Source organism: Pseudomonas sp., assembly GCF_049300855.1.
Lineage (GTDB): Bacteria > Pseudomonadota > Gammaproteobacteria > Pseudomonadales > Pseudomonadaceae > Aquipseudomonas.
This window is the reverse complement of sequence record NZ_JBAQKH010000029.1, coordinates 390,378-412,932: the sequence shown is the minus strand read 5'-3', so window position 1 is coordinate 412,932 and position 22,555 is coordinate 390,378. Positions and strand designations below refer to the sequence as shown.

The 22,555-nt window shown below is 62.3% G+C and carries 9 protein-coding genes; 5 read left to right on the top strand and 4 right to left on the bottom strand.

From position 1 onward, the window contains the following. Entirely contained in the window at positions 1–789 is a 789-nt protein-coding gene (locus WA225_RS16860; protein WP_422608784.1) for a DUF2092 domain-containing protein, read from the bottom strand. Positions 790–1,041: 252 nt separating this feature from the next. Here WA225_RS16860 and WA225_RS16855 point away from each other — a divergent pair, with 252 nt between their 5' ends. Genes WA225_RS16855 through WA225_RS16835 form a run of 5 tightly spaced genes read left to right on the top strand, consistent with a single transcriptional unit; the run spans position 1,042 to position 18,131 of the window. After that, a complete protein-coding gene (locus WA225_RS16855; RefSeq protein WP_422608783.1) occupies positions 1,042–12,357 on the top strand; it encodes a VCBS domain-containing protein in 11,316 nt (3,771 codons plus the stop codon). Between the two features lie 45 nt (positions 12,358–12,402). Further along, positions 12,403–13,938 (top strand): TolC family protein, encoded by a 1,536-nt coding sequence (locus tag WA225_RS16850; protein ID WP_422608782.1) that lies wholly within the window; start codon positions 12,403–12,405, stop codon positions 13,936–13,938. Beyond that, the gene (locus tag WA225_RS16845; protein WP_422608781.1) at positions 13,919–14,692 is read left to right on the top strand and encodes an efflux RND transporter periplasmic adaptor subunit; all 774 of its coding nucleotides are present in this window, start codon (positions 13,919–13,921) and stop codon (positions 14,690–14,692) included. Before WA225_RS16850 ends, WA225_RS16845 begins: the two co-directional genes overlap by 20 nt. Continuing rightward, positions 14,689–16,035, top strand: coding sequence for an efflux RND transporter periplasmic adaptor subunit (locus WA225_RS16840; protein ID WP_422608780.1), 1,347 nt, complete (start codon positions 14,689–14,691; stop codon positions 16,033–16,035). Before WA225_RS16845 ends, WA225_RS16840 begins: the two co-directional genes overlap by 4 nt. Then, positions 16,035–18,131 (top strand): HlyD family efflux transporter periplasmic adaptor subunit, encoded by a 2,097-nt coding sequence (locus WA225_RS16835; protein ID WP_422608779.1) that lies wholly within the window; start codon positions 16,035–16,037, stop codon positions 18,129–18,131. The genes WA225_RS16840 and WA225_RS16835 overlap by 1 nt, the downstream gene beginning before the upstream one ends. 9 nt (positions 18,132–18,140) lie before the next feature. On the opposite strand, the gene aspT is transcribed toward WA225_RS16835, so the two are convergent. The 3 genes from aspT to WA225_RS16820 form a co-directional block, all read right to left on the bottom strand. Then, the gene (aspT, locus tag WA225_RS16830; RefSeq protein ID WP_422608778.1) at positions 18,141–19,832 is read right to left on the bottom strand and encodes an aspartate-alanine antiporter; all 1,692 of its coding nucleotides are present in this window, start codon (positions 19,830–19,832) and stop codon (positions 18,141–18,143) included. Between the two features lie 25 nt (positions 19,833–19,857). Further along, positions 19,858–21,471 (bottom strand): mechanosensitive ion channel family protein, encoded by a 1,614-nt coding sequence (locus WA225_RS16825; RefSeq protein WP_422608777.1) that lies wholly within the window; start codon positions 21,469–21,471, stop codon positions 19,858–19,860. A gap of 71 nt (positions 21,472–21,542) precedes the next feature. Next, on the bottom strand, positions 21,543–22,553 hold the full coding sequence (locus WA225_RS16820) for a helix-turn-helix domain-containing protein (RefSeq protein ID WP_422608776.1): 1,011 nt from the start codon (positions 22,551–22,553) through the stop codon (positions 21,543–21,545). Positions 22,554–22,555: the final 2 nt, after the last annotated feature.

Below are 22,555 nucleotides of genomic sequence, written 5' to 3'. Positions count from 1 at the left end.
TCACTGCCCTCCCTGATCGCTGGCTTGTTTGAACGCAATCGCCACGTCGCCTTTGCCCGGTTTGAAGGTGAACTGCGTGTCAGGAAGGGTCGGCTTGAGGTTCCACTGATACACCGCGCTGTACTCGGGGAAGCTCTTATCGTCGGTGGTGGTGATCACCAGTTTGCACGGCAAGGGCTTGTCGGAGCGGGTCAGCCACAATTGCCAGTCGATACCTTCCTGGCGAAACGCCAAATGGTCGCAGAGCTGGCCCTTGATGACCGAGGGGCCGACATACAATGCGGCTTTCAAGGCATCGATCTGCGCCTGGTCACTGCCGAACAGAAACAGATCCTCCATCGGTACCTGCACACCGTAGAAGTTCTCGACCTTGTGCAGGGTTTCCGCGACGGTGGCCGGGGCGTCGACCGTGGTGTAGTACTTCAGGTACGGCGAATACTGGGTGAGTTTCTTGCCGTTGTAGAAGAACTCGCGGGTGCGCACGTCGCCTTCGCTTTTCGCATACAAGCGATCGTGGCCGACCACTTTCAGGGTATTGGCGGACTCGGTCTTGATCTTCTGCCCTGACTCCAGAACGGTGTCGCGCGAGACTTGGGCATCGACCTGGAATTTCGGCAGGCTGCGCAGGTAATTGCCCATGTCGATGAGCTTGTCGACCACTTGCGGGTTGATCAACGGCGCGTCGTCGCTGGCCTCGGCCGCCGGCGTGGCGGGCGGGTCTTCGGCGCGGGCACCCGGCGCGAGCACCAACGTGAACATCAGGCAGACAATACTGGCTGGGGCTTTCATCGGTTGCGCTCCTGTCCCTGCGTTGGGCGTTACGCCCCAAGGGCGACTGACTGACCAGCCTAGACCTCACTATTGCTGTGCGCCAATGCGCACAGCCATACCGTGCATTGATGGCCATAAGCTGTTACCCCGCCTCGTTGCAAGTCCCTGAAGTTCACTGGAAAAGTGTAAGAAACGGCCTACGCTAAACTTGTCCGTCGCTTGGCGTCGGCACTCATTGGAAGGATTCAGCAGGCAGTACGAGGGCCGATCATGCAAGATTCACGGGGTGGGCTTTCCGGCGCGCACTTGCGCCCGCAACGTCAGGCATTGGCGCTGGAGCCAAGAATTCTGTTCGACGGCGCCGCCGCTTCGGCAGCTGCCGATCAACATCACAGCGATCCCGCTGCCCCGCCGGCCGCTGTGGATGCCCAAGTCCCGCACGCCACGCCAACCGAAGGCCGCGCCGCCACCGAGCAAGCGCCGTCGGCCGCGCGCAGCCTGCTGGTCATCGACAGTCGCATCGAAAACCGCGACCAACTCGTCGCGCAGTTGCCGGGCAATGTCACCGCGATTGTGGTGAATGTCGGCGAAGACGGCCTCGCGGCAATCTCGGCAGCGTTGGCGCAACTGGGCAAGGTCGACTCGATTCAGATCATGTCCCATGGCTCCGCCGGGCAGTTCACCCTGGGCAACCGCACGGTCACCTCGGACAACATCGACTCGCTGGGCAAGACCCTCGAACAATGGCGCAACAATCTGACCCAAGGCGCGGATATTCAGCTGTACGGCTGCGATGTCGGCGCCGGTGTGGCCGGGCAAACCCTGGTCAGCGAACTGGCACGCTGGACCGGTGCCGATGTGGGCGCCTCCAGCAATGACACCGGCAGCAGCAAGGCTGGCGGCGACTGGACGCTGGAAACCCGCGTCGGCGACATCGATAAAAGCATTGCCATCAGCGGCCTTGCCATGGCGCATTTCGACGGCCTGCTCGCCGATGCTGCGCCGACCGCCACGGTGGCCACCGGCGGCAGCGATGTGCTGCTCGGCGACCGCTTCACCTTCACCGTGAATTTCAGCAACACCTCGACCCAAGTGGGTTATGCGCCATTCATCAACCTGGCAATGCCGGCGACCGGCAAGGATGGCGATGACGGCGTCAATTTCATCTCGGCCACGTATCTGGGGCAAAACCTGATCAGCCATGTCGTCACGTTCGACGCCAACGGCAACGCCACTCACCCGCTGGCCAAAGACGCCAACGGCAACTTTCTGATCATCAACGCAGCCACTTACGGCATGCGCGCCGGCGATAAACTGGTGGTCATCGAACTGCCCTTCGCCAGCGTGACCAACCAGCAACCGGTGATCGGCGTGCAGATCACCGCCAGTCTGAGCAATCTGGCCGACACGGCGTTTTCCAACGGCACACCCGACCTGACCATTCGCGCCAGTGGCGGCTTCGAATTCGGCAACGACGCGCTGGACAACCCGACCAATGATCCGAGCCTGATTCAGGCCGGCACCGCAGCATTCGTCGTGCACCCGACGGTGATTACCGTCAGCGAAACCATCAATACTCCGGAAGGCGAAACCGCCACCGGCCCCAACTACGTGCGCACGCTGACCCTGTCGGCGACGCCGGCACCGGGGCAAACGCTGACTAACGTTGTCGTCACCCAACCGCTGCCAGACAATATTCAAGTCAATTCAATCACCCCCGGCGCCGGCGGGCGGCTGACCTCGATCACCCTGCACGACGGCACCGTGGTGACCAATCCCGCGCAAATCGCCGTGCTGATTGCAGCCAACGACGTTTACATCAACTCGTTCACCGTCGCCTACGACAGCCTTACCGGCAAGACCGATACCGTGGTCGCCTTCTATGTGCCGGAAGTCGATGCCAACGGCCAACCGGTGCTCAACCCGGTGACCGGCGATGCTGTCACCGTGACCCTTGGCCCGCCGACCGCTTCGGGGCAATGGGTGCCGCTTGATCCACGCGACCTCACCGCGCCGAACACCACCATCGATTTCAGTGGCACCGGCCAGGGCACGCAATTCATCGCCAAGTCGATCACGCTGCTGAAAACCGCGACGATGCAGAACGACATCGGCCACACCGGCATCAGCCCCGGTGACACCCTGCAGTACACCCTGAACCTGGCGATTTCCGACTACTTTGCATTCGGCAAGGATTTTTTCAACGAAGGCCAACTGGTCATTCGCGATCAGCTCAGCGACGGTCAGACCCTCAGCGGCACGCCGACCCTGACGGTGACCATCAACGGCGTCGCGCAGACCATCACGCTGGTTACCAGCGTGGTGAACAACGCCGATGGCACGACATCAATGGTGTTCGACATCGCGCAGTCGTTGCGCGATGCGTTTAACAATGTTCGCGGCTGGCTCAACGGCGATCTGGCCTTCGACGACACCTTGCAAGGTGCGGTGATTGCAGTCCTGAGCTATTCGGCGATCGTCGGCCAGACCTACAAGCCGCCGTCGGGCGACCCGCACCCGGACATCAATGAAGGCGACGAGTTGGGCAACACCGCGACGGTGGACGGCACGCTGCTGCAGGATCAGTTCAACCTCACCGGCCAGAGCGAAACCGACGGTTCGAGCACCACCAGCGTCGTCCCCACCAGTAACGTCGATATCAGTCTGGTCGAGGTCAATAACGGCGCACCGCCGGGCAACGGCGAGTTACGTCCAGGCGATGAAGTGACCTTCGAGCTGAGCTACGACCTCGTCACTGGTGATTATGAGCAATTCAAACTGACGGCTTACCTGCCGCTGCCGTTGTTCAACGTCACCGGCATTACCTGGGGTTCGGGCGGTGACGTCGGTCAGTGGGAATTGGGCGCAGGCAATACCAATGCCGGTGGCGTGGTCAGCGTGACCAGCGCCAATGGCAACTCGGTGGTATTCGATTTCGGCAGTTTTGCCACCAACACCACCACGGGCAGCCGCATTGTCATTCGTTTCACCGTCAGGGTCGGCGATCAGCCGTTTGCCGACCAGCGTTCGCTGGACGTATTGGCGCAATCGAGCCAGCAGACCACCCTCACCGACCGCACGCTGATTTCTTCTGACGTGGTGGCGATCGTTTCCGTCGCCGAACCGGTACTCAACATCAAACATGGCGTGGTCTCCGGCTCGAACGGCACGGTCACCGGCACCAGCGGTAGCTGGAACCCACCGGGCAGCACCGGCAAGCCATTCAATGGCAGTGTCACCGATCTTTCGGCGGTCGACGGCAACATCAGCAATATCGACGGCGCCGACCGTTTGCGCCTGGTCACGGCGATTGAAAACAGCGGTGGCGGTGGCGCGTTTGACGTCAGTACCAGCATCACCCTGCCCTCCGGCTTGAGTTTCGTCGGCGGCAGTCTGGCGGCGGCCAATCTGCAGATTTATCGTGGCGACGGCACCTTGCTGGTGTTGGGCACCGACTACAGCATCAGCGGCAACCAGATCAACTTCCTTGATGCGGGCGGTCAGGCCAGTCTGTTGGCCGGGCGCAGCGGCACGACCGCCGATACCAGCGGCGCCAATGTTGTGGTGATCAGCTATGACGTCGTGGTCAGTGCGACCATCGAGGCCAGCCGCAGCCTGCAATCCACCGCGACCCTGAGCAATTACGCCAGCGTCAACGGCGGCAGCGATTTCACCCCGACCGACCTCACCGATCTGGCCAGCCAGCAAATCGCCGCGCCGGTGATCAGCAAAGTCTTCGCCGACGGCACGCTGGACAATGGCGATTCCAGCGCCAGCCACACCACGGGCAGCGATCTGGTGGTCGGCGAGAGCATGCGCTACGACATCGTCGTCACTCTGCCGGAAGGCACCACGCAAAACCTGCGCATCGAAGACCTGATTCCACCGGGCATGCGCCTGGACACCAGTTTTAATGGCGGTCTCGGCTATCAGATCATCACCACCCGTGCCGGCAGTGGCGCGCTGGGCGCCGATTTTGCCGGCAGCGTGCTGGTCAGCGGTTTTGCCGGGATCGGCGGCGCGTTGGGTGGCGACGGTGTCGATGGGCGTTGGACCTTCAGCGTCTCCAGCGTGTCGGCGGACAACCAGACCGGCAACAACACCTTCGTGATTCGTCTGCAACTGGTGGCCAACAACGTGATTGCCAACCAGGCCAACGTCTCACTGCAAAACAATGCGCAGTTGGTTTACAGCGACCCCGATGGCGATACGCCGAACGGCGCGGTGGCGCTGGATCGCAACGTGGCCCTGAGCGGTGGCCAGCCGACGGTGACCGTGCGCGAGCCGACCCTGCAAATCAATCAGGTGATCACCTCCACCTCCGGCCTTGGCGGTTATGACCAGGGCGACACCGTGACTTTCAATATCACCCTCACTAACGGCAATGGCAGCACCGATTTCAGTGCATTCGACATCAGTTTCCTCGACACCCTGCCGACCCAGCTCAGCAACGTCACGCTGGTTGGTGTGCTGTATCAGAACGGTGCGACCAATAACGGTGGCGTGGCGTTTGAAATCGTCGGCGGGCAGCTGCGCACCGCCAGTGGCGCCAATATCGATATCGCCAAGGGCGGCAGTATCGTTTTGCAACTGAGCGGCATCGTCAACGCCAGCGCCGCAGCCCTATCAAACATCGCCAACGTCGCCAGCGTGCAATGGACCAGCCTCGACGGCGGCAATGCCGGCGAGCGAACCGGCATCGACGGCGTGCTCAATGGCGGCACGCTCAATGATTACCGCAACCTGTCGACGTTGCTGATTCCTGTGGCTCAGGCCATCGAAATCTCCCGTGTCGGTGGCCTGCCGGACACGGCGGCGCCCAACCCGACCACCGCCACCGTCGAACAAGTCACCGTCGGCGAAGTGATTCGCTACCGCGTGGTGGTGCTGGTGCCCGAGGGCAACAACCCCAACTATCAGGTGCAGATCACCCTGGCCAACGGCTTGCAGTTCATCTCGCCGGACGCGCTGGTCAATGCCCTGCGCATTGCCTTCATCTCCAACGGCGGACTGACCAGCGACGCCAACCTGATCGTCGGCGGCACGCTGAATATCGACGGCAACGAAAACAGTCCTGAGGCGCTGCCGATCACTGCGGATCTGTCTGGCCTGGCGCCGCAAGGTATCTTCGACCCGAGCCGGCTGACGGTCATCACCAACCCCGATGGCAGCCAGGTGGTGACGTTCAACCTCGGCAACGTGGTTAACGGCAATGGCAACGATGACGATCTGGAAGGCATCTCGATCGAGTTCAACGTGCGTGTGACCAACATCGCCGCCAATATTGCCGGCGCGCAACTGGCGGTGACCGCGCAGGAAATCGTCAACGGTGCCGGGCGTGCGGTCAGCGATACCGTGTTTGAACGCGTGGTCGAGCCTAGCTTCAGCGGCCTCGACAAGCAGATCGTCACCTTCAACCCGAACCCGAGCGGCAGCACCGGCAATGCCACGGTGCAGCTGAGTTTTACCCAGAACGGCGGCCTGCCGGCGTTCGATGCGCGCGTCAGCGACGGCTTTGCCGGCGGCAGTAATTACACGTTGCTCAGTGTCAGCATCAACGGCGTGAGTTACGGCCCGGGCAATCTGCCGGCGGGCATCAGTTTCAGCACCAGCGGCGGTTTGAGCGTCAATATCGATCAACTGGATGTCGGTGCGCAGATTCAGGTGCGCTACTCGGTCGACCTGCCCAACTCGAGCATTGTCGCCAGCAGCAACGCGACACTGACCTGGAGCAGCCTGCCGGAAGACTTCACCAGTTGGGGCGGTAACAGCGTCGGCGTCGATGGCACCACCACCGGCGAGCGCGATGGCAGCGCCGTCGGCCCGAACCAGTACATCTTGCGCGACACCGCCGGGCTCGGCGTGATCACCGGCACCTTGTGGAACGACACCGCCACCCCGACTGCCAGCGCCACACCGGATGGCGCCGGTCTGGCCGGGCAAACCGTGACCCTGACCTGGGCCGGTGCCGACGGCCGCCTCGATACCACGGCCGACAACCTGCAATTCACCACCACCACGGATGCCAACGGCCAGTACCGCTTCGGCGTGTTGCCGCTGGGGGTGTTCCGTATCGATGTGCCGGCGGGACTGGTCAGTTATCCGCAACCGCTGGGCGATTTGCGCGTGCGGGTCGACAGCGACGCCGGCACCCTCGGCCAGATCACCATCACCCTGGGCGATGCCGACACGCAAAGCGCCAACGCCGGTTATGTCGAGCAGAACGACGCACCGGTCAACACCCTCCCCGGCACGCAAAACGGCCTGGAAGACGTGGTGCTGAATATCGGCGGCATCAGCGTTGCCGATGTCGATGCCGACCGCGATCCGAACGTCAACGACCGGGCGATCAGCGTAATTCTCACGGTCACCCACGGCACGCTGTTCCTCGGTGCGACTGTGCCCGGCGTCACCGTCAGCGGTGCCAACACCGCGAGCCTGACCCTGACCGGCAACCTCGCCGACATCAACACCGCGCTGGCCAGCCTGCAATATCTGGGCAATGCCAACTTCAACGGCACCGACACCCTCACCGTGCTCAGCAATGACCGGGGCAATTACGGCGATGCCGACGGCGATGGGATTCCCGGCACCGCAGCCGATGCGCTGACCGACACCGACACCCTGCAAATCATCCTCGCCGCCGTCAATGACAACCCGGTCGGCGTCAACGATAGCGCCACGGCCCTGGAGGCTGGCGGCACCAACAACGCCTCCGCCGGTATCGATCCGCGCGGCAATGTGCTGAGCAATGACACTGACGTCGACATCGCTACCAACGCCGATCAGTTGCACGTGGTCTCGGTCGGCCCCGGCGCCGGCATTCAGACGCCGGTGCTCGGCGTGACGGTCATCAACGGTCTGTACGGGCAGTTGGTGATTGGCAGCAACGGCTCCTATCAATACGTCGTCGATAACAACAACGCCGCCGTGCAGGCGCTGCGCCTGTCGGGCCAGACTTTGCAGGACAACTTCAATTACATCCTCGCTGACCTTGCCGGTGAAACCTCGACGGCCACATTGAGCGTGACCATTCAAGGCGCCAACGACACGCCGCAAGGCGTCGATGACGACGGTGTGGCCATCGAGGCCGGCGGTGTCAACAACGGCACACCGGGCAGTGACGCCAGAGGCAACGTGTTGAGCAATGATCTGGACGTCGACAGTGTCGCCAATGGCGAAACCCGCAGCGTAACCGGCATTCGCCCGGTGGCCGAGGCCGGCTCCGGCAACTTCACCGCGGTCAGCGGCGCCACGGCGATTGCCGGGCTCTACGGCACCTTGACCATCAATCCCGACGGCACTTACAGCTACGTGGTCAACAACAGCAACGCCACGGTTCAGCGCCTGAGTGCCGGGCAACAACTGGTCGAGTTCTTCAGCTATCGGCTGACCGATGCCGCCGGGCTGGATGATGTCGCGCAATTGCGCATCGTCATTCAAGGGGCCAACGACAACCCGGTGGCCAGCGATGACGCCGCCTCGGCACAAGCTGCGTCCACCAACGGCACCGCGTCGGAAAGCAACCCAAGTGGCAACGTGATTCAGTTCCCCAGCCGTCCCGGGCCGATCACTCAGCCTGGCGGCAACGGCGTCGATCAGGACGTCGATGCCAACGATCAGCCGAGCAGCCAGTTGCTGGTCAATGGCGTAATCAACAAAAGCGAAGCAACCTACAACTCGGCCGTCGACGTGCTCAGCGGCGTCGCCACCGGCACCACTTCCGCCAATGGCACCGTGGTGGCCGGTCTCTACGGCACCTTGCGCATCGGCGCCGATGGCTCGTTTTTCTATGACGTCGACAGCACCAATGCGCTGGTACAGGCCTTGGCGCCGGGTCAGACCCTGACCGAGTTTTTCACCTACCGCGTCACCGACACCACTGGCCTCACCGACACCGCGCAACTGGTGATTACCGTCCACGGCGTCAACGATCCACCCGTGGCGCAAAACGTCATCGCCGTCGCTACCGAAGCGGGCGGGATCAACAACCTGACGCCGGGCGTCAACCCTTCGGGCGACGTCACGGTCAACGACACCGATCCCGACGGCGACCCACTGACGGTGACGCTGATCAAGTCCGGCGCGAGCGCGGATCCAGGCACGCCGATCGCGGTCAATCTCGGCGGTACGGTGATTGCCGGGCTGTACGGCACGCTGACGATATTCCCCGACGGCAGCTACGTCTACGAAGTCGACAACAGCAACCCCGACGTGCAGGCCCTGCGCCGTAGTGCCGATCTGCTCTCGGAACGTTTCACCTACACCGTCAGCGATGGCGTCGGCGCGACCCCGCAAACCGACACGGCGGAAATCATCGTGTTGATTCGCGGGCAGAACGACAACCCGATTGCCAATGATGATGCCGGCGTGGCCATCGAGGCCGGTGGCCTGAACAACAGCCAGCCCGGTCAGGATCCCACCGGTAACGTGCTGGATAACGACAGCGATGTCGACGGCGGTGAAGTCCCAGGTGACCTGCCCAACCATGACTACGGCGAAACCCGCGCAGTGTCCTCGGTGCGCACTGGCAGCGAAGCCGCAACCGGCACGGCCGGCGCCCTCGGCACCGAGTTGCGCGGCACCTATGGCTGGCTGACCCTGAACGCCGACGGCAGTTATAGCTATCGTCTGGACAACAACATGGCGGCGGTTCAGGCCTTGCGCGCCGGCAACACCCTGCTCGATGCCTTCAGTTACGAGGTGAGTGACGCGGCCGGCGCCACTGATCGCGCCACGTTGAACATCAGCATTCAAGGACGCAACGACACGCCGGTCGCACAGAACGACAGCAACACGGCGGTCGAGGCCGGTGGCGCGAACAACGCCACGCCGGGCCTCAATCCGAGCGGGAACGTATTGGTCAACGACACTGACGTCGATGGCAACGGCGAAGTGCTCAGCGTGGTCGGCGTCAATCAGGGCGCCTCGGTGGGCCTGATCGGCAGCGGCTTCAATGGCACTTATGGCGTCCTTACGCTGAACGCCGACGGCAGCTACAGCTATCTGCTCGACAACCTCAATCCGCAGGTCCAGGCACTGCGCAGCAATGCCGACACGTTGACGGAAACCTTCACCTACCAGATCCGCGACCTCGCCGGCGCCACCAGCAGCGCAACCCTGACCATCACCATTCGCGGCGCCAACGACAACCCGGTCGCCAGAGACGACAGTGCCGTGGCGGTCGAGGCCGGCGGCACGTTCAACGGCACGCCGGGGGTCAATCCGAGCGGCAATGTGCTGACCAATGACAATGACGTCGATGCCAACGACGCGAAACTGGTGACCGGGATTCGCACCGGCAGCGAAGCGGCCGGCGGCACTTTCACCAACGTTGTCGGCGCGCAGACCTTCAACGGTTTGTACGGCACGCTGACCCTCAACACCGATGGCACTTACAGCTATGTGATCAATAACAGCCTCGCCGCCGTGCAGGCGCTGAAAGTCGGCGATTCGCTGGTGGAAACCTTCACCTACCGCCTGCGCGATATCGCCGGGGCCACCGACAGCGCACAACTGAGCATCCGCATTGACGGCGCCTGGGATGCGCCGGTCGCTGCCAACGACACCGTGCTCGCCGTGGCCGATAACGGCAATGGCAACGGCGTCAACCCGAGCGGCAACGTGCTGATCAATGACACTGACGTCGACCAGGGTGACAGCAAAACCGTCACCGGCATCCGTTTCGGCACTGAAGACGCGGGCGGCAGTCTGGCCGGGGTCACCGCAGGCACCGACAACAGCAACGGCACGCTGATCAACGGACTCTACGGGCAGTTGATCATCGGCGCCGATGGCAGCTTCACCTACAACCTCGACTCGAACAATCCGGCGGTTCTGGCCTTGGGGCCGCTGCAATTTCTAAATGAGCGCTTCACCTATCAAGTCAGCGACCGTGGCGGGCAAAACGATCTGGCGGAAATCCACATCATCATTCGTGGCCGCAACATCGCGCCGGTGGCCAACACCGACACGGCGACGGCGATCGAGGCCGGTGGCAGCAACAACGATCAACCCGGCCTCAACCCCGGCGGCAATGTGCTGGACAACGACACCGACGCCGAAAGCGATCCGCTGTCGGTGATCGGCATTCACACCGGCACCGTCGACGCGATCGGTACGGTCGGCAGCGTCGGCACTTCACTGCGCGGGTTGTACGGTGACCTGCTGATCAACGCCGATGGCAGCTACAGCTACACCGTCGATAACAATCTCGCTGCCGTCCAGGCCTTGCGCCAGAGCGGCCAGACGCTCAACGAAGTGTTCACTTACACCATCGTCGATCGCTGGGGCGACACCAGCACTGCCGAGTTGCGCATCACCGTCGATGGCCGCAACGACACCCCGGTCGCCGTCGATGACAGTGCCACGGCGGTCGAGGCTGGCGGCGTCAACAACGGCACGCCGGGCAGCAATGCCACCGGCAACGTGCTGGACAACGATACGGACGTCGACAGCGTCGCCAATGGCGAAAGCAAACAGGTGCAGAGCGTCAGCAATCAGGCCGGTCAGTCCACCGGCGCCGGGCAGGTGTTGATCGGTCTCTACGGGCAACTGACGTTGAACGCCGATGGCAGCTACACCTACGTCATCGAAAACAACAATCCCGTGGTCCAGGCCCTGCGCACGGCGGGCGAAACCCTCAGCGAAACCTTCACCTACCGCATGGTCGACACGGCGGGCGCGACCTCGGATGCCCGCCTGACCGTGGTGATTCAGGGCGCCAACGACGCACCGGTCGCCCAGAACGACAGCGGGTTCGCCAGCGACCAGTCCCCTGCCCCGCAAACCACCGGCAACGTGCTGCCCAACGATGGCGACGTCGATAACAACGATGGCCTCATCGTGGTCGGCGTGCGCACCGGCGCCGAGGCGGATGGCGGCACGTCCGGCGTCATCGGCCAGCCGATCATCGGTCTGTACGGCACGCTGGTGTTGAACGCCGACGGCAGTTACACCTACACCATCGACCAGAACAACCCCGCCGTCCTCGCCGCCGCTGGTCTCGGCCAGGTTTTGCGCGACGTGTTCACCTACACCATCAACGACCGTGCCGGCGCCAGTGATCAGGCCGAACTGGTGATCACCCTCGATATCGCTACGCCATTCATACCGGCACCGGGCGGCAACAACTTCGAGCGTGATCCCAACACCCTCAACCGCAACTTCCTGATCCCGGATCCGCAACCGGCGATCTTCGTCACGCCAGTGGTCGAGCGCGCCGCTGAAATCTCCGAGCTGTCGGCCTGGGGCGTCGATGGCAGCAACCTGCGCCTGGCAGCGGTCGGTGAGTTCAACAGTGATTCGCTGGGCAATGGCCTGGGTCTGGTGCCGGGGCAATTTGTCCAGCAAGCGGTGCGCACCAGCCGTCTCGAAAGCGAACTGGATCTGCTGTGGATTCAGGGACGGCAGGGCCGCACGGGTTTGAGCGCCGATGGTTTGTTGAGCGATCCGTCGTTGTTCACTTTGAACCCGGCCGACCTGACGCACAGTCCGGCACACGTAGAGAAACAACAGGAAAAACCCCGGGCCAAGGGCTTCAGCGCGCAATTGCGCGATGCAGCGCAACGCCGCGCACCACGATAAAGCTGTCGACCTGAAGAAAAATTCGAAGAATGCAAAGGAATGAACATGCGCCTACACGCGACCCGGCTTCTCAGTACCGCCATCGCTTCTGCACTGTTGCTCAGTGCTTGCTCATCAACGGAGCCAAAACCCTCCACCGATGAAGAAAACCGCCAACGGATCATTGCCGACCAGTCACGCATGTATTCCGGTCAGGAGCCGGTCACGGCGCCGATTACCTTTTATGAGGCCGCCGCACGGGCGCTGAAATACAACCTCGACTACCGCCTCAAACTGATGGAAAGCGCGCTGGCCTCCGACCTGCGCGACGTCTCCAGCCATGAAATGCTCCCGCGTCTGGTCGCTTCGGCCGGTTACGCCGGGCGTAACAATGATTCCGGTGGCACCTCGATCGGCATCGAAGACCGTCAGGTCAGCTTGCGCCCCTCGACCTCGGAAGAACGCTATCGCGAAGTCTACGGCCTCGGTTTGAGCTGGAGCCTGCTGGATTTCGGCGTCGCTTATTACCGCACGCAACAGAAATCCGACCAGATCCTCATGGCCGAAGAACGCCGGCGCAAAGTCGCGCAAAACGTCCTGCAAGACGTGCGCAACGCTTACTGGCGCGCACTCGGTGCCCAGCGACTGATGCCGGAAGTCGACAAACTGCTGATGCGCACCCACACCGCGCTGACCTCGGCCCGCGAAGCCGAAACCCGTGGCTTGCTGCCGCGTCAGGAAATCCTCGCTTATCAGCGTGCGCTGCTCGACTCGATCTACCTGCTGACCGTGCGCCGTCAGGATCTGGAGTTCGCCCAGGCTGAACTGTCGGCACTGATGTCGCTGCCGCCGGGCTCGAAAATGATCCTCGCCGACATGCCCGACCCGCCGCTGCCGGAAGTCCGTCAGAGCATGGCGCGGCTGGAACAGTTGTCGCTGGAGAACCGCCCGGAAATCATGGAAGAGTGGTACCGCAAACGCGTCAACCAAAAGGATCTGGAGATCGCCAAGGCGCAGTTGTGGCCGAACGTCAGCGTCGATTTCGGCTACAAGTACGACTCCAACAAATACCTCTACAACAACGACTGGATGAGCACCGGCCTGCAAGTGTCGATGAACCTGATCCGCCTGCTGCAATTGCCGTCGCTGAACGCCGCAGAGAAATCCCAGGGCGAAACTGACGACACCCGTCGTGTGGCGCTGTCGATGGCGATCCTCACGCAAGTGCGGGTCGGCACCCTGCGTTATCAATTGGCCCGGCAGGAAGTGGAGTTCGCCGAAGACAGCCTGCGCGTCGACCGAAGCCTGCTCGATTACGCGCAAGCGGCGAAAACCGGCGCGCTGGGCTCGGAGCTCGAAGTGATCCGCTCCGAAGGCCGTTATCTGCTGTCGCGTTATCAGCGTGAAGCGGCGTTCTCCAGTGCTCAGGCCGCGTGGGGGCGGATGTACAACTCGGTGGGCCTCGACGTATTGCCGAAAGAAATCTCGCAACACGACATCAAGACCCTCGCCCGGGAAATCCAGCGCACCTTGAATGAACAAGAACAACAACGTCTGCTCGCTTCTTCGCAAGGAACGCCGAATGCGCAAAATCGCCCTTGAGTCCCGTGTCGGGGCTCTGCTGTTGGCCAGTCTGATCCTGCCCGTCCACGCCGAAGACAGCCCTTCGGCCCCCGCACTGGAAAGTGCCAGTGCGATTCGTGTGTTGCTCGCCGCCGAACTGGAAACCACCCTCTCCAGCCAGATGGCCGGCACCCTCGGTGAACTGAAAGCCGGGTTCGGCGAGCAGGTCGCCAAGTCCGAACTGCTCGCCCGTTTCAACTGCAATGAAGCCGAAGCGCGCTCGAAAGTCGCCGCCGCGGAACTGGCCATGGCCAAACAGAACCTGCAAGCGAAACAGCAATTGCGTCAGCTCAACGCGGTCGGTGATATCGAAGTGTCGATGGCCAACACCGAAGTGCAAAAGGCTGACGGCGCGCGGGCCATGGGCGCGGCGCAAAGCAGCTACTGCCAGGTGCTCGCGCCGTTTTCCGGGCGGGTGGCCAAGGTTTACGTCAAGCCTTACCAAACCGTATCGGCCGGCACACCGCTGTTCGACCTGGTCAGCGACGGCGCGTTGAAAGTGCGCCTGAATGTGCCTTCGAATCTGCTCAAAGACCTCAAACCCGGCCTGCCGCTGCAAGTCAGCATCCACGAAACCGGCAAGACCTACCCGGCCCATGTCAGCGCCATCAACTCGCGGGTCGATGCGGTGGCACAGACCGTTGAACTGGAAGCCCAACTCAACAGCAAATACCCCGACCTGATGGCGGGCATGAGCGGCACGGCGCAGTTCGAACAAGTCGCTCGCCCATGACCATGAACGAATCGCTGCCCCACCCTCACCTGCTGCTCGAACTCGATGCATTGCGGGATAAAGCCATGGCCGCCGACTCGCTGAACAGTCTGGCGTTCAGCATGGCCAACGACTTGTACCCGTTACTGCCGTTTCATCAGGCGCTGGTGTTTGCCCAGCGTGAATCGTCGCTGGAACTGCTCAACGTCTCCGGCCTGTCGCGGCCCAGCGAGGACTCGCCGTATCTGGTCTGGCTGCGCCGCGCCAGTCGCTGGGTCGCGGCGCAAGTGCCCGACGCAGAGCCGGTGTGGATCGCTCAGGAAAACGCCGCGCCGCCAGCGGACATTACCGAAGGCTGGAACGAATGGTGGCCGTCGGGGCTGTGGTGCATACCGCTGCAGGATCGCGACAATCAGCGCTTGGGCCTGCTGATCCTGTTGCTGGAGCAGGAACCGCCGGCCGTGTTGTGGCAACACCTCAAAGGCCTGGTCGCGACCTGGGCGTATTGCTGGTCGGCGCTGACTCGGCGCAAGCGTTTCAGTCGCTGGCGACCCAATCGCAAGCAGTTGTTGCTCGTGGCGATTGTGCTTGGCGCCCTGCTGTTATTGCCGGTACGTCAAAGCGCTCTGGCGCCGACAGAAATCGTCTCGCGCCAGGCGCAGATCATCAGTTCGCCGATCGATGGCGTGATCGAGAAGATTCAGGTTCGGCCCAATCAACCGGTCGAGGCCGGCACAGCGCTGTTTTCGCTGGATGAAACCACCCTGCGCAGCCGCGCCGAAGTGCTCGGCAAGGAAGTTGCGGTCGCCGATGCCGAATTGCAGGCGGCCAGCCAGCGCGCTTTCGACAACCCGCAAAGCAAAAGCGAACTGACCTTGCTCGCCGGCCGCGCGCAGCAACGCCGGGCTGAACTGGCAGCGGTGCAGGCACAACTCAAACGCACGCAAGTGCTGTCGCCACGTGGCGGCGTCGCGGTGTTCAGCGATCCCAACGACTGGCTGGGCAAACCGGTCGTCACCGGCGAGCGCATCATGCAGGTGGCCGACCCGTCGCAACCGGCCATGCTCATTCAACTGGCCGTGGCCGATGCCATTGCGCTGGAACCGGGCGCTGAAGTGACGCTGTTCCTCACCGCGTACCCACTGACCCCGCTCAAGGGCCAGATTCTGGAAACCAGTTATCAGGCGCGGCCCAGCGATGAAGGTGTGGTCGCCTACCGTTTGCTCGCCAGCATCGAGGGCGCCCCGGAACACGCGCGCCTCGGCCTGCACGGCACGGCTAAGATTTACGGCGGGCGGGTGATGCTCGGTTATTACCTGCTGCGCCGCCCCTTGGCGACACTGCGTGCGTGGAGTGGCTGGTAATGCTCGCCCCGGCTGACCTGCCCGTCCCGCCGCTGCGTGAAGACTTGCGCCTGAGCGAAGCGGCCCATGGCAGCAACGGCGAGCCGGCGTGGGTGATTCAAGACACGGTGATCAACCGGTTCTACCGTATCGGCTGGCTGGAATTCGAGTGCCTGCTGCGCTGGGGTCAGTCGCCACGGCAGATCAGCGAGCAGATTGCCGACGACACAGCGCTGAAACCGGATGTCGAGCAGGTCCTCGATTTCCGCCAGTTTCTCGAACAGCATCAATTGCTGCGCGCCGGACCTGCCGCGCTGGAACGCTTGAAGGATAAAAGCGAGCAAGGCAGTTGGCTGACCTGGCGCTGGTGGCTGCACCATTACCTGTTTTTCCGCATTCCGTTGCTGCGCCCGCAACAGCCGTTGCAATACCTGGCGCGGGCGCTGGGCTGGGTGTTTCATCCACTCACCGGGATTGTCGTGCTGAGCCTGAGCCTGCTCGGGATCATTCTGGTGTTGCAACAGTGGGACGTGTTCACCAGCGCCGTGGTCGAGTCGTTTTCCACCGAAGGCCTGTTCAGCTTCGCCCTGGCGCTGATCGTCGCAAAAACCCTGCATGAACTCGGACACGCCTTGGTCGCCACGCGCCTGGGTTTGCGCGTCGGGCACATGGGCATCGCGTTTGTGGTGATGTGGCCGATGCTCTACACCGACACCGGCGAGAGCTGGAAACTCAGTCGTTCGCGGCAACGACTGGCCATTGCCTCGGCAGGCATCGTCACCGAACTGTCGCTGGCCGGGCTGTCCACGCTGGGCTGGGCGTTGTGCGATCCGGGCGCGTTGCGCAATGCGTTGCTGTACCTGGCGACCACCAGTTGGTTGTTGTCACTGGCGCTGAATGCCAGTCCGTTCATGCGTTTCGATGGCTACTTCATTCTTTCCGACCTGCTGGACTTTCCCAACCTGCACGAACGCGCCTCGGCGCTGGCGCGCGTCACCCTGCGGCGCAATCTGTTGGGTTTGCAGGAAGACTGGCCGGAAACGTTCCCGACCGGTCAGCGGCGTTTGCTGGTGACTTTCGCCATCGTTACCTGGATTTATCGGCTGGTGCTGTTTCTGGGGATCGCGCTCGCGGTCTATCTGTTTTTCTTCAAGGTTCTGGGGATTTTCCTGTTCATGGTCGAACTGTCGTGGTTTATCGCCCTGCCCGTGATGCGTGAGTTGGGCCACTGGTGGAAAAGTCGGGCGGCGATTCCCGGTCGCCGCAAACTGGCGTTTTACGCGGTGTTACTAGCGGTTCTCGTCGGGCTGGCGATGCCTTGGCGCACGCAGATCGATGCAGTCGGCGTGGCTCGCGCCGAGCATCAATTGCGCGTGTACGCGCCCTACCCGGCGCGCCTGCAATCGATTCACCCGGACGGCCCGGTCAAGGCCGGGGAAACCCTGATTACCCTCGATGAACCGGACATCGCTTCACGCCTGCAATCCAGCGAAGCCAATGCGCGCAGCTATGAAGCGCGACTCTCGGGTCTGATCGCCGACCCCGGCGGCTTGGCGGAAGACGCCGTGACCCGCCAGCGCCTCAACGTGCAGTTCGAAGAAGCCCGCGCCGCGCGCTCGGAAATCGCCCGGCTGAACCTGCAAACGCCATTTGCCGGGATGTGGCTGGACGTCAATCCCGACTGGAAACCGGGGCAATGGGTCGGTCGCCAGGAATCGCTGGGCATGCTGATTGACCCGCGCAGCTGGCAGGTCGACGCGTATGTTGCGCAGGATCAGGTGCATCGCATGGCCACCGGCGATCGCGTGCGCTTTTATCCGGATGGCCAGACCACGCCACTCAGCGGTCGCGTGGTGCAGGTCGGCAGCACCCGGGCCAGTCAGTTGTCGCACCGCATGCTGTCGTCACGCTTCGGTGGACCTGTGCCGACCACCAATGCCGAACATTCATTGATTCCGAGCAGTGCGTTGTTTCAGGTGCTGATTCAGCTGGATGAACCGCTGCCGAGCCTGCGCGAAACCCGTGGGCATCTGAAAATCGACGGCGAGCGGCGCAGCCTGCTCGCTGACGGCGCGACCCATGTGCTCGCGGTATTGATGCGCGAGAGTGGCTTCTGACAAGCGAGCCTAACCGGCGACGATGAAGATGATGATCGGCCCACACACTGCGAGCAAGACGTTGGAAATCGCATAGCACACCGTGAAACCGATCACCGGCGTGTTGCTCCCCGACTGCTCGATGATCTTGTTCATCGACGCCGCTTCCGTCTGCGCCCCGGCCAGCGCGCCAAACAGAATCATCGGATGCAGGCGCAGCACATAGCGGCCGAAGTACAACGCCACCAGTGGCGGCAGAATCGTTACCACCGCGCCGGACAGCAACAGCGCCAGGCCTTGCTCCTTCATCGCGGCAAAGGCTGCTGGCCCGGCGAGCAAACCGACCACCGCGCCAAACGCAGTCAAGCCGAATTCGGAAAACGCCCATTGCGCCGCTGGCGGCAACGCGCCGATTTCCGGGTGGCGCGAGTTGTACCAGCCAATCACCAGCGCGGCGACCAGCACCCCGCCGCCGATCCCCAGCTCCACCGGGATCATGCCAATGTGGGTCGACAACAATCCCAGCAACGAACCGAGCACCATGCCCAGAGTGTGCATGGCGATATCGCTTTTGTAGTTGTTCTTGCGGATACGGCCCAAGCGTTTGGCCATGGCTTCGACACTGGCGGTACGCCCGGTCAGCGAGATCACATCGCCGCGCCGCAGCACGGTATTGGGCAGCAACGGCAAGTCGTAGCCCTGACGGCTGATGTTGTTGACGAAGCAGCCCAGGCGCCGGTCGCTGGCCAAACGCGATTTGGCTTGATGGATAGTTTTGCCGGCGAACTCCGCCGAGGTCAGGACGATGTCTACCTGACGGGTCGGAAACGACAGGGCTTCGGGATGATCGATCTCCGGGCCGACCCAGTGACTGAGGTTGCCCACCGCATCACGCAAGGCGTAGACGCCGATGATGTCACCCGCCATCAGCACGAACTCTTCATCGCGCTCGATGACTTTGCCGGCGCGCATCACCCGCTCGACGGTGAGCGATTCGTGGGGTTTTTCCAGGTCGATGATGCGCAACCCGGCCGCCTGGCCGTTTTCCGCGACCTGATGCGCGCGCACCACCATGCGCGTATAGGGCACGGTGATCGCCTCCTCTTCCTTGGCGATACCCAGTTCCAGCTCCAGTTCCCGCGCCGACTCGCGCAGGTTCACGCCGAGCAGTTTCGGCGCGATGCTGCCGACAAACACGATCAAGCCGATGGTGCCGAACAGATAGGTAATCGCATAAGCAATCGCCATGTGGCTGTTGAGTTGCGCCTTGGCTGCGGCATCGATTGTCAGTTGATTGATCGCGCTGGTCGCGGTGCCCATGATCGCCGTGTCGGTCAACGCACCGGCGCCGAGGCCAGCGGTGAACCCGGCATCGAAATCGAACACCGAGTACATCAGCAGAATCGCCCCCAGTGCCGTGGCGCACAGCACCACCGAAAGCACCACCAGTTTCAGCGTGCCGCGATTGAGGCTGCCGAAAAACTCCGGCCCGCTCTTGAAGCCGACGGCGTAGATGAACATCACGAAAAACACCGACTTCAGGCCCGCCGGTACTTCCAGACCGATCTGGCCGATCAGCAAACCCATCAGCAGCGCGCCGGCCACCGAGCCGAGGTGAAAACTGCCGATACGAATCCGGCCAATAAACACGCCGAGGGCAATCGCCAGAAACACGGCGATTTCCGGGTCGGTGCGCAAGGCGTGAAGAATAAATTCGAGCATGGGGCGAACTCCCTTTGAGCGGCGGTCACTGATCCTTCGGTTCTTGCGCAGGCGCGGTGTACCACTTGTCCCTTGGCACCCACTTCTCTTGTTGCGGATCGCCCAGATAGTGCGGCGACATGATCTGCACGCCGTACTCGTTGAACACGTCCTGAATATTGGCGTGGAGCATGCTCAGCAACACCGCGCGCGGGCGCGGTTGGCTCGGGATGGCCTGCGCGACCAGTCGGTATTCGGGATAGAAATCCGACAGCGCGGTCTGGAACACCTGCGCCGGCGGGTCTTCGAGAACGCCCGGCGTGCGTTTTGCCGCTTCCAGCAACATCGCCTCGACCTGACGCCATGGCGTGTCGTAGCCGATCGTCACCACCGTATCGACGACATAACCGGGACCTTGCACGGTGCGCGAATAGTTTTTGGTGACGGTGCCGGTGATCATCGAATTGGGCAGCGTCAGCACTTCACCCAGACCGGTGCGAATCCGTGTGGTGAACATGCCCAGTTCAGTGACCGTGCCTTCGTACTCGCCGATTTTCACGAACTCGCCTGGGCGCAAGGTACGCGTGTAGGTGAGGATCAAACCGGCCGCCGCCTGCCCGACCACACTGGTCGCGCCGAGGGAAATCATCAGACCGATCAGCACCGACAAACCCTTGAAGGCATCGGTGCCGGCGCCGGGCAGATACGGATAGGCCATGGCCAGGGCAAACAGCCAGATCGCCAGCGCAGTCAGGCGTTGAGTCGGTTGCAGGGTTTCGTGATTGAGCCAACTGAAGGTGCCCGGCGTGGCCATGCGGCGCAGGATCCGCCGGCTGAACGCCGTCACGCCACGGGCAATAAAGAAAATCGCCAGCGCCACGCCCAGTCCGGGAATCGCCCCGACGATGCCTTGCAACAGATAGCCGGCCAGCTCGAACAGGTAGTTATTGAGGCTTTCGCCCCACGGCCGCGTATAGGGAAAGCGCGACAGGACAAAGCCCAGCCATTCATAGGTCAGCAGCAAAATCAGCAGCCAGCGCAGCAACAACAGCAAACGGCTGACCAGCGGATAAAGGAAGTTGGAGTCAATCAGTTGTACCCGTCCGACCTTCAGCGCCTGGGTGTGGCGATCCATCAGCGCGGGGAGTTTGGCCAGTAATTTTCGACGCAGATACGCCAGGCACCAGAGCAACGCGACGTAAATCAGCGTGGCCACAGCGGCCAACGCCACCGAGCGCAGGATCATCTGCAGGTTGCGCGCCTCACGGGTTTCGGTGACCACCTGGCGCAGTTTTTCCGCGGCGCCTTCGGCGGCCTGTTGCACCGAAGAGTATTCGAGGCTGTCGATGTCCTTGGGCGCAACGATGAAGGCGCGCTTGTCGCCGATCAGCACCATGTAGCTGTTCTGGATCGAATCAGTGCTGATGTTCAGCGCCGCGTCTTCATCCAGCGCCTCGCTGATGACCATTTTCGCGCGTTTGACTCGCGAGGCCGGTGCTTCCCCCAGAATGGTCGCGCGAAACAGCATGATGCTGCGGTTGGCGACCTTCAGTTCTACCGCTTCATCCGCCGGTTTTACCGCCTCATCGGCCGCCCAGCCGAGCCCACACCAGAGCGCCGCAAACACCACTATCCAAACCGCCAGCAGCCTGCTTCGCATGCGCCTGTTTCCTTACGCCCAAGTGTCAGAGAGGGATACGTAAGCCAGCGTAGTTGAGCGATGAACGGTTGTCAGATTTGTGCAGTCGACAGATGTTGCGCCCGCCAGTTTCGCGGAGAAACGCCGGTCCATTGCTTGAAGTGACGACTGAATACCGAAACATCGGCATAGCCCAGATTCAGCGCCAGATCGGTGATGCTGGTGCGCTCGCGCAGCAGGTTTTGCCGGGCGATGTCGAGCCGGGTTTCCTGCAACAACTGACTGAAACTGCTGCTCTCGGCTTTAAGGCGCTTTTGCAGCACCCGGGGTTGCAGGCCTAGCGAGTTGCTGACTGCCTCGATGTTGCATTCGCCACTGTTCAGCAAACTGCCGATCAGGTGGCAAACCTGCGCCTGGAGGTTGTCGGGGTACTGGGTCTTGAGTTGCTGCATACGGTTGGCCCAATGCTCGCGCATCAGTTCTTCGTTGGCGGACGGCGCGCGTTTGAGGTATTCGAGGGGAAAACTGACGCCGTCGAAGCTGCTGTCGAAGCGAACCTTGCCGTAGATATTGATGGCCTGCCAGCCGGGGCTTTTCGACGCAGCCTGTTGCAGGTGCAGGCGGATCTGCGGGCTATCGGCAGCGGTGAGAATTCTCACGGCATTGAACAATTGCGCGGCGCTGAGCTGACTTAAATGCTGCAGACCCTGCGGGTTGGTGAAGTCGAAGCGCAGTTTCACTTCGGCCCGCTCACCGCGCTTGCCCAACTCAAGGTGCAAACCACTGGCGTGCAAATACAGGTACTGACGGGCGAAGTTCAAGGCATCACCGACGGTAGGCTGCCGGCTGCCTGACAACGCGACATCACCGATCGCCAGCAGGCTCTGGCGTGAAGCCAGGCGCAGGCCGAACAGCGGTTCGGCACATTGCCGTGCGGTGAGGTCGAGCAAGTTGGCGGTTTTTTCGTACGACAGATAGCTGTTGGGTTGGCGCAGTTGCGCCACGACCATGCCGTGATCACGCAGCAGATTCACCGGATTTTGCCCCAGCTCGCTCACAAGGGCACTGAAACCGTCGATGGCACCGCTGCGTAACAGGAACATCT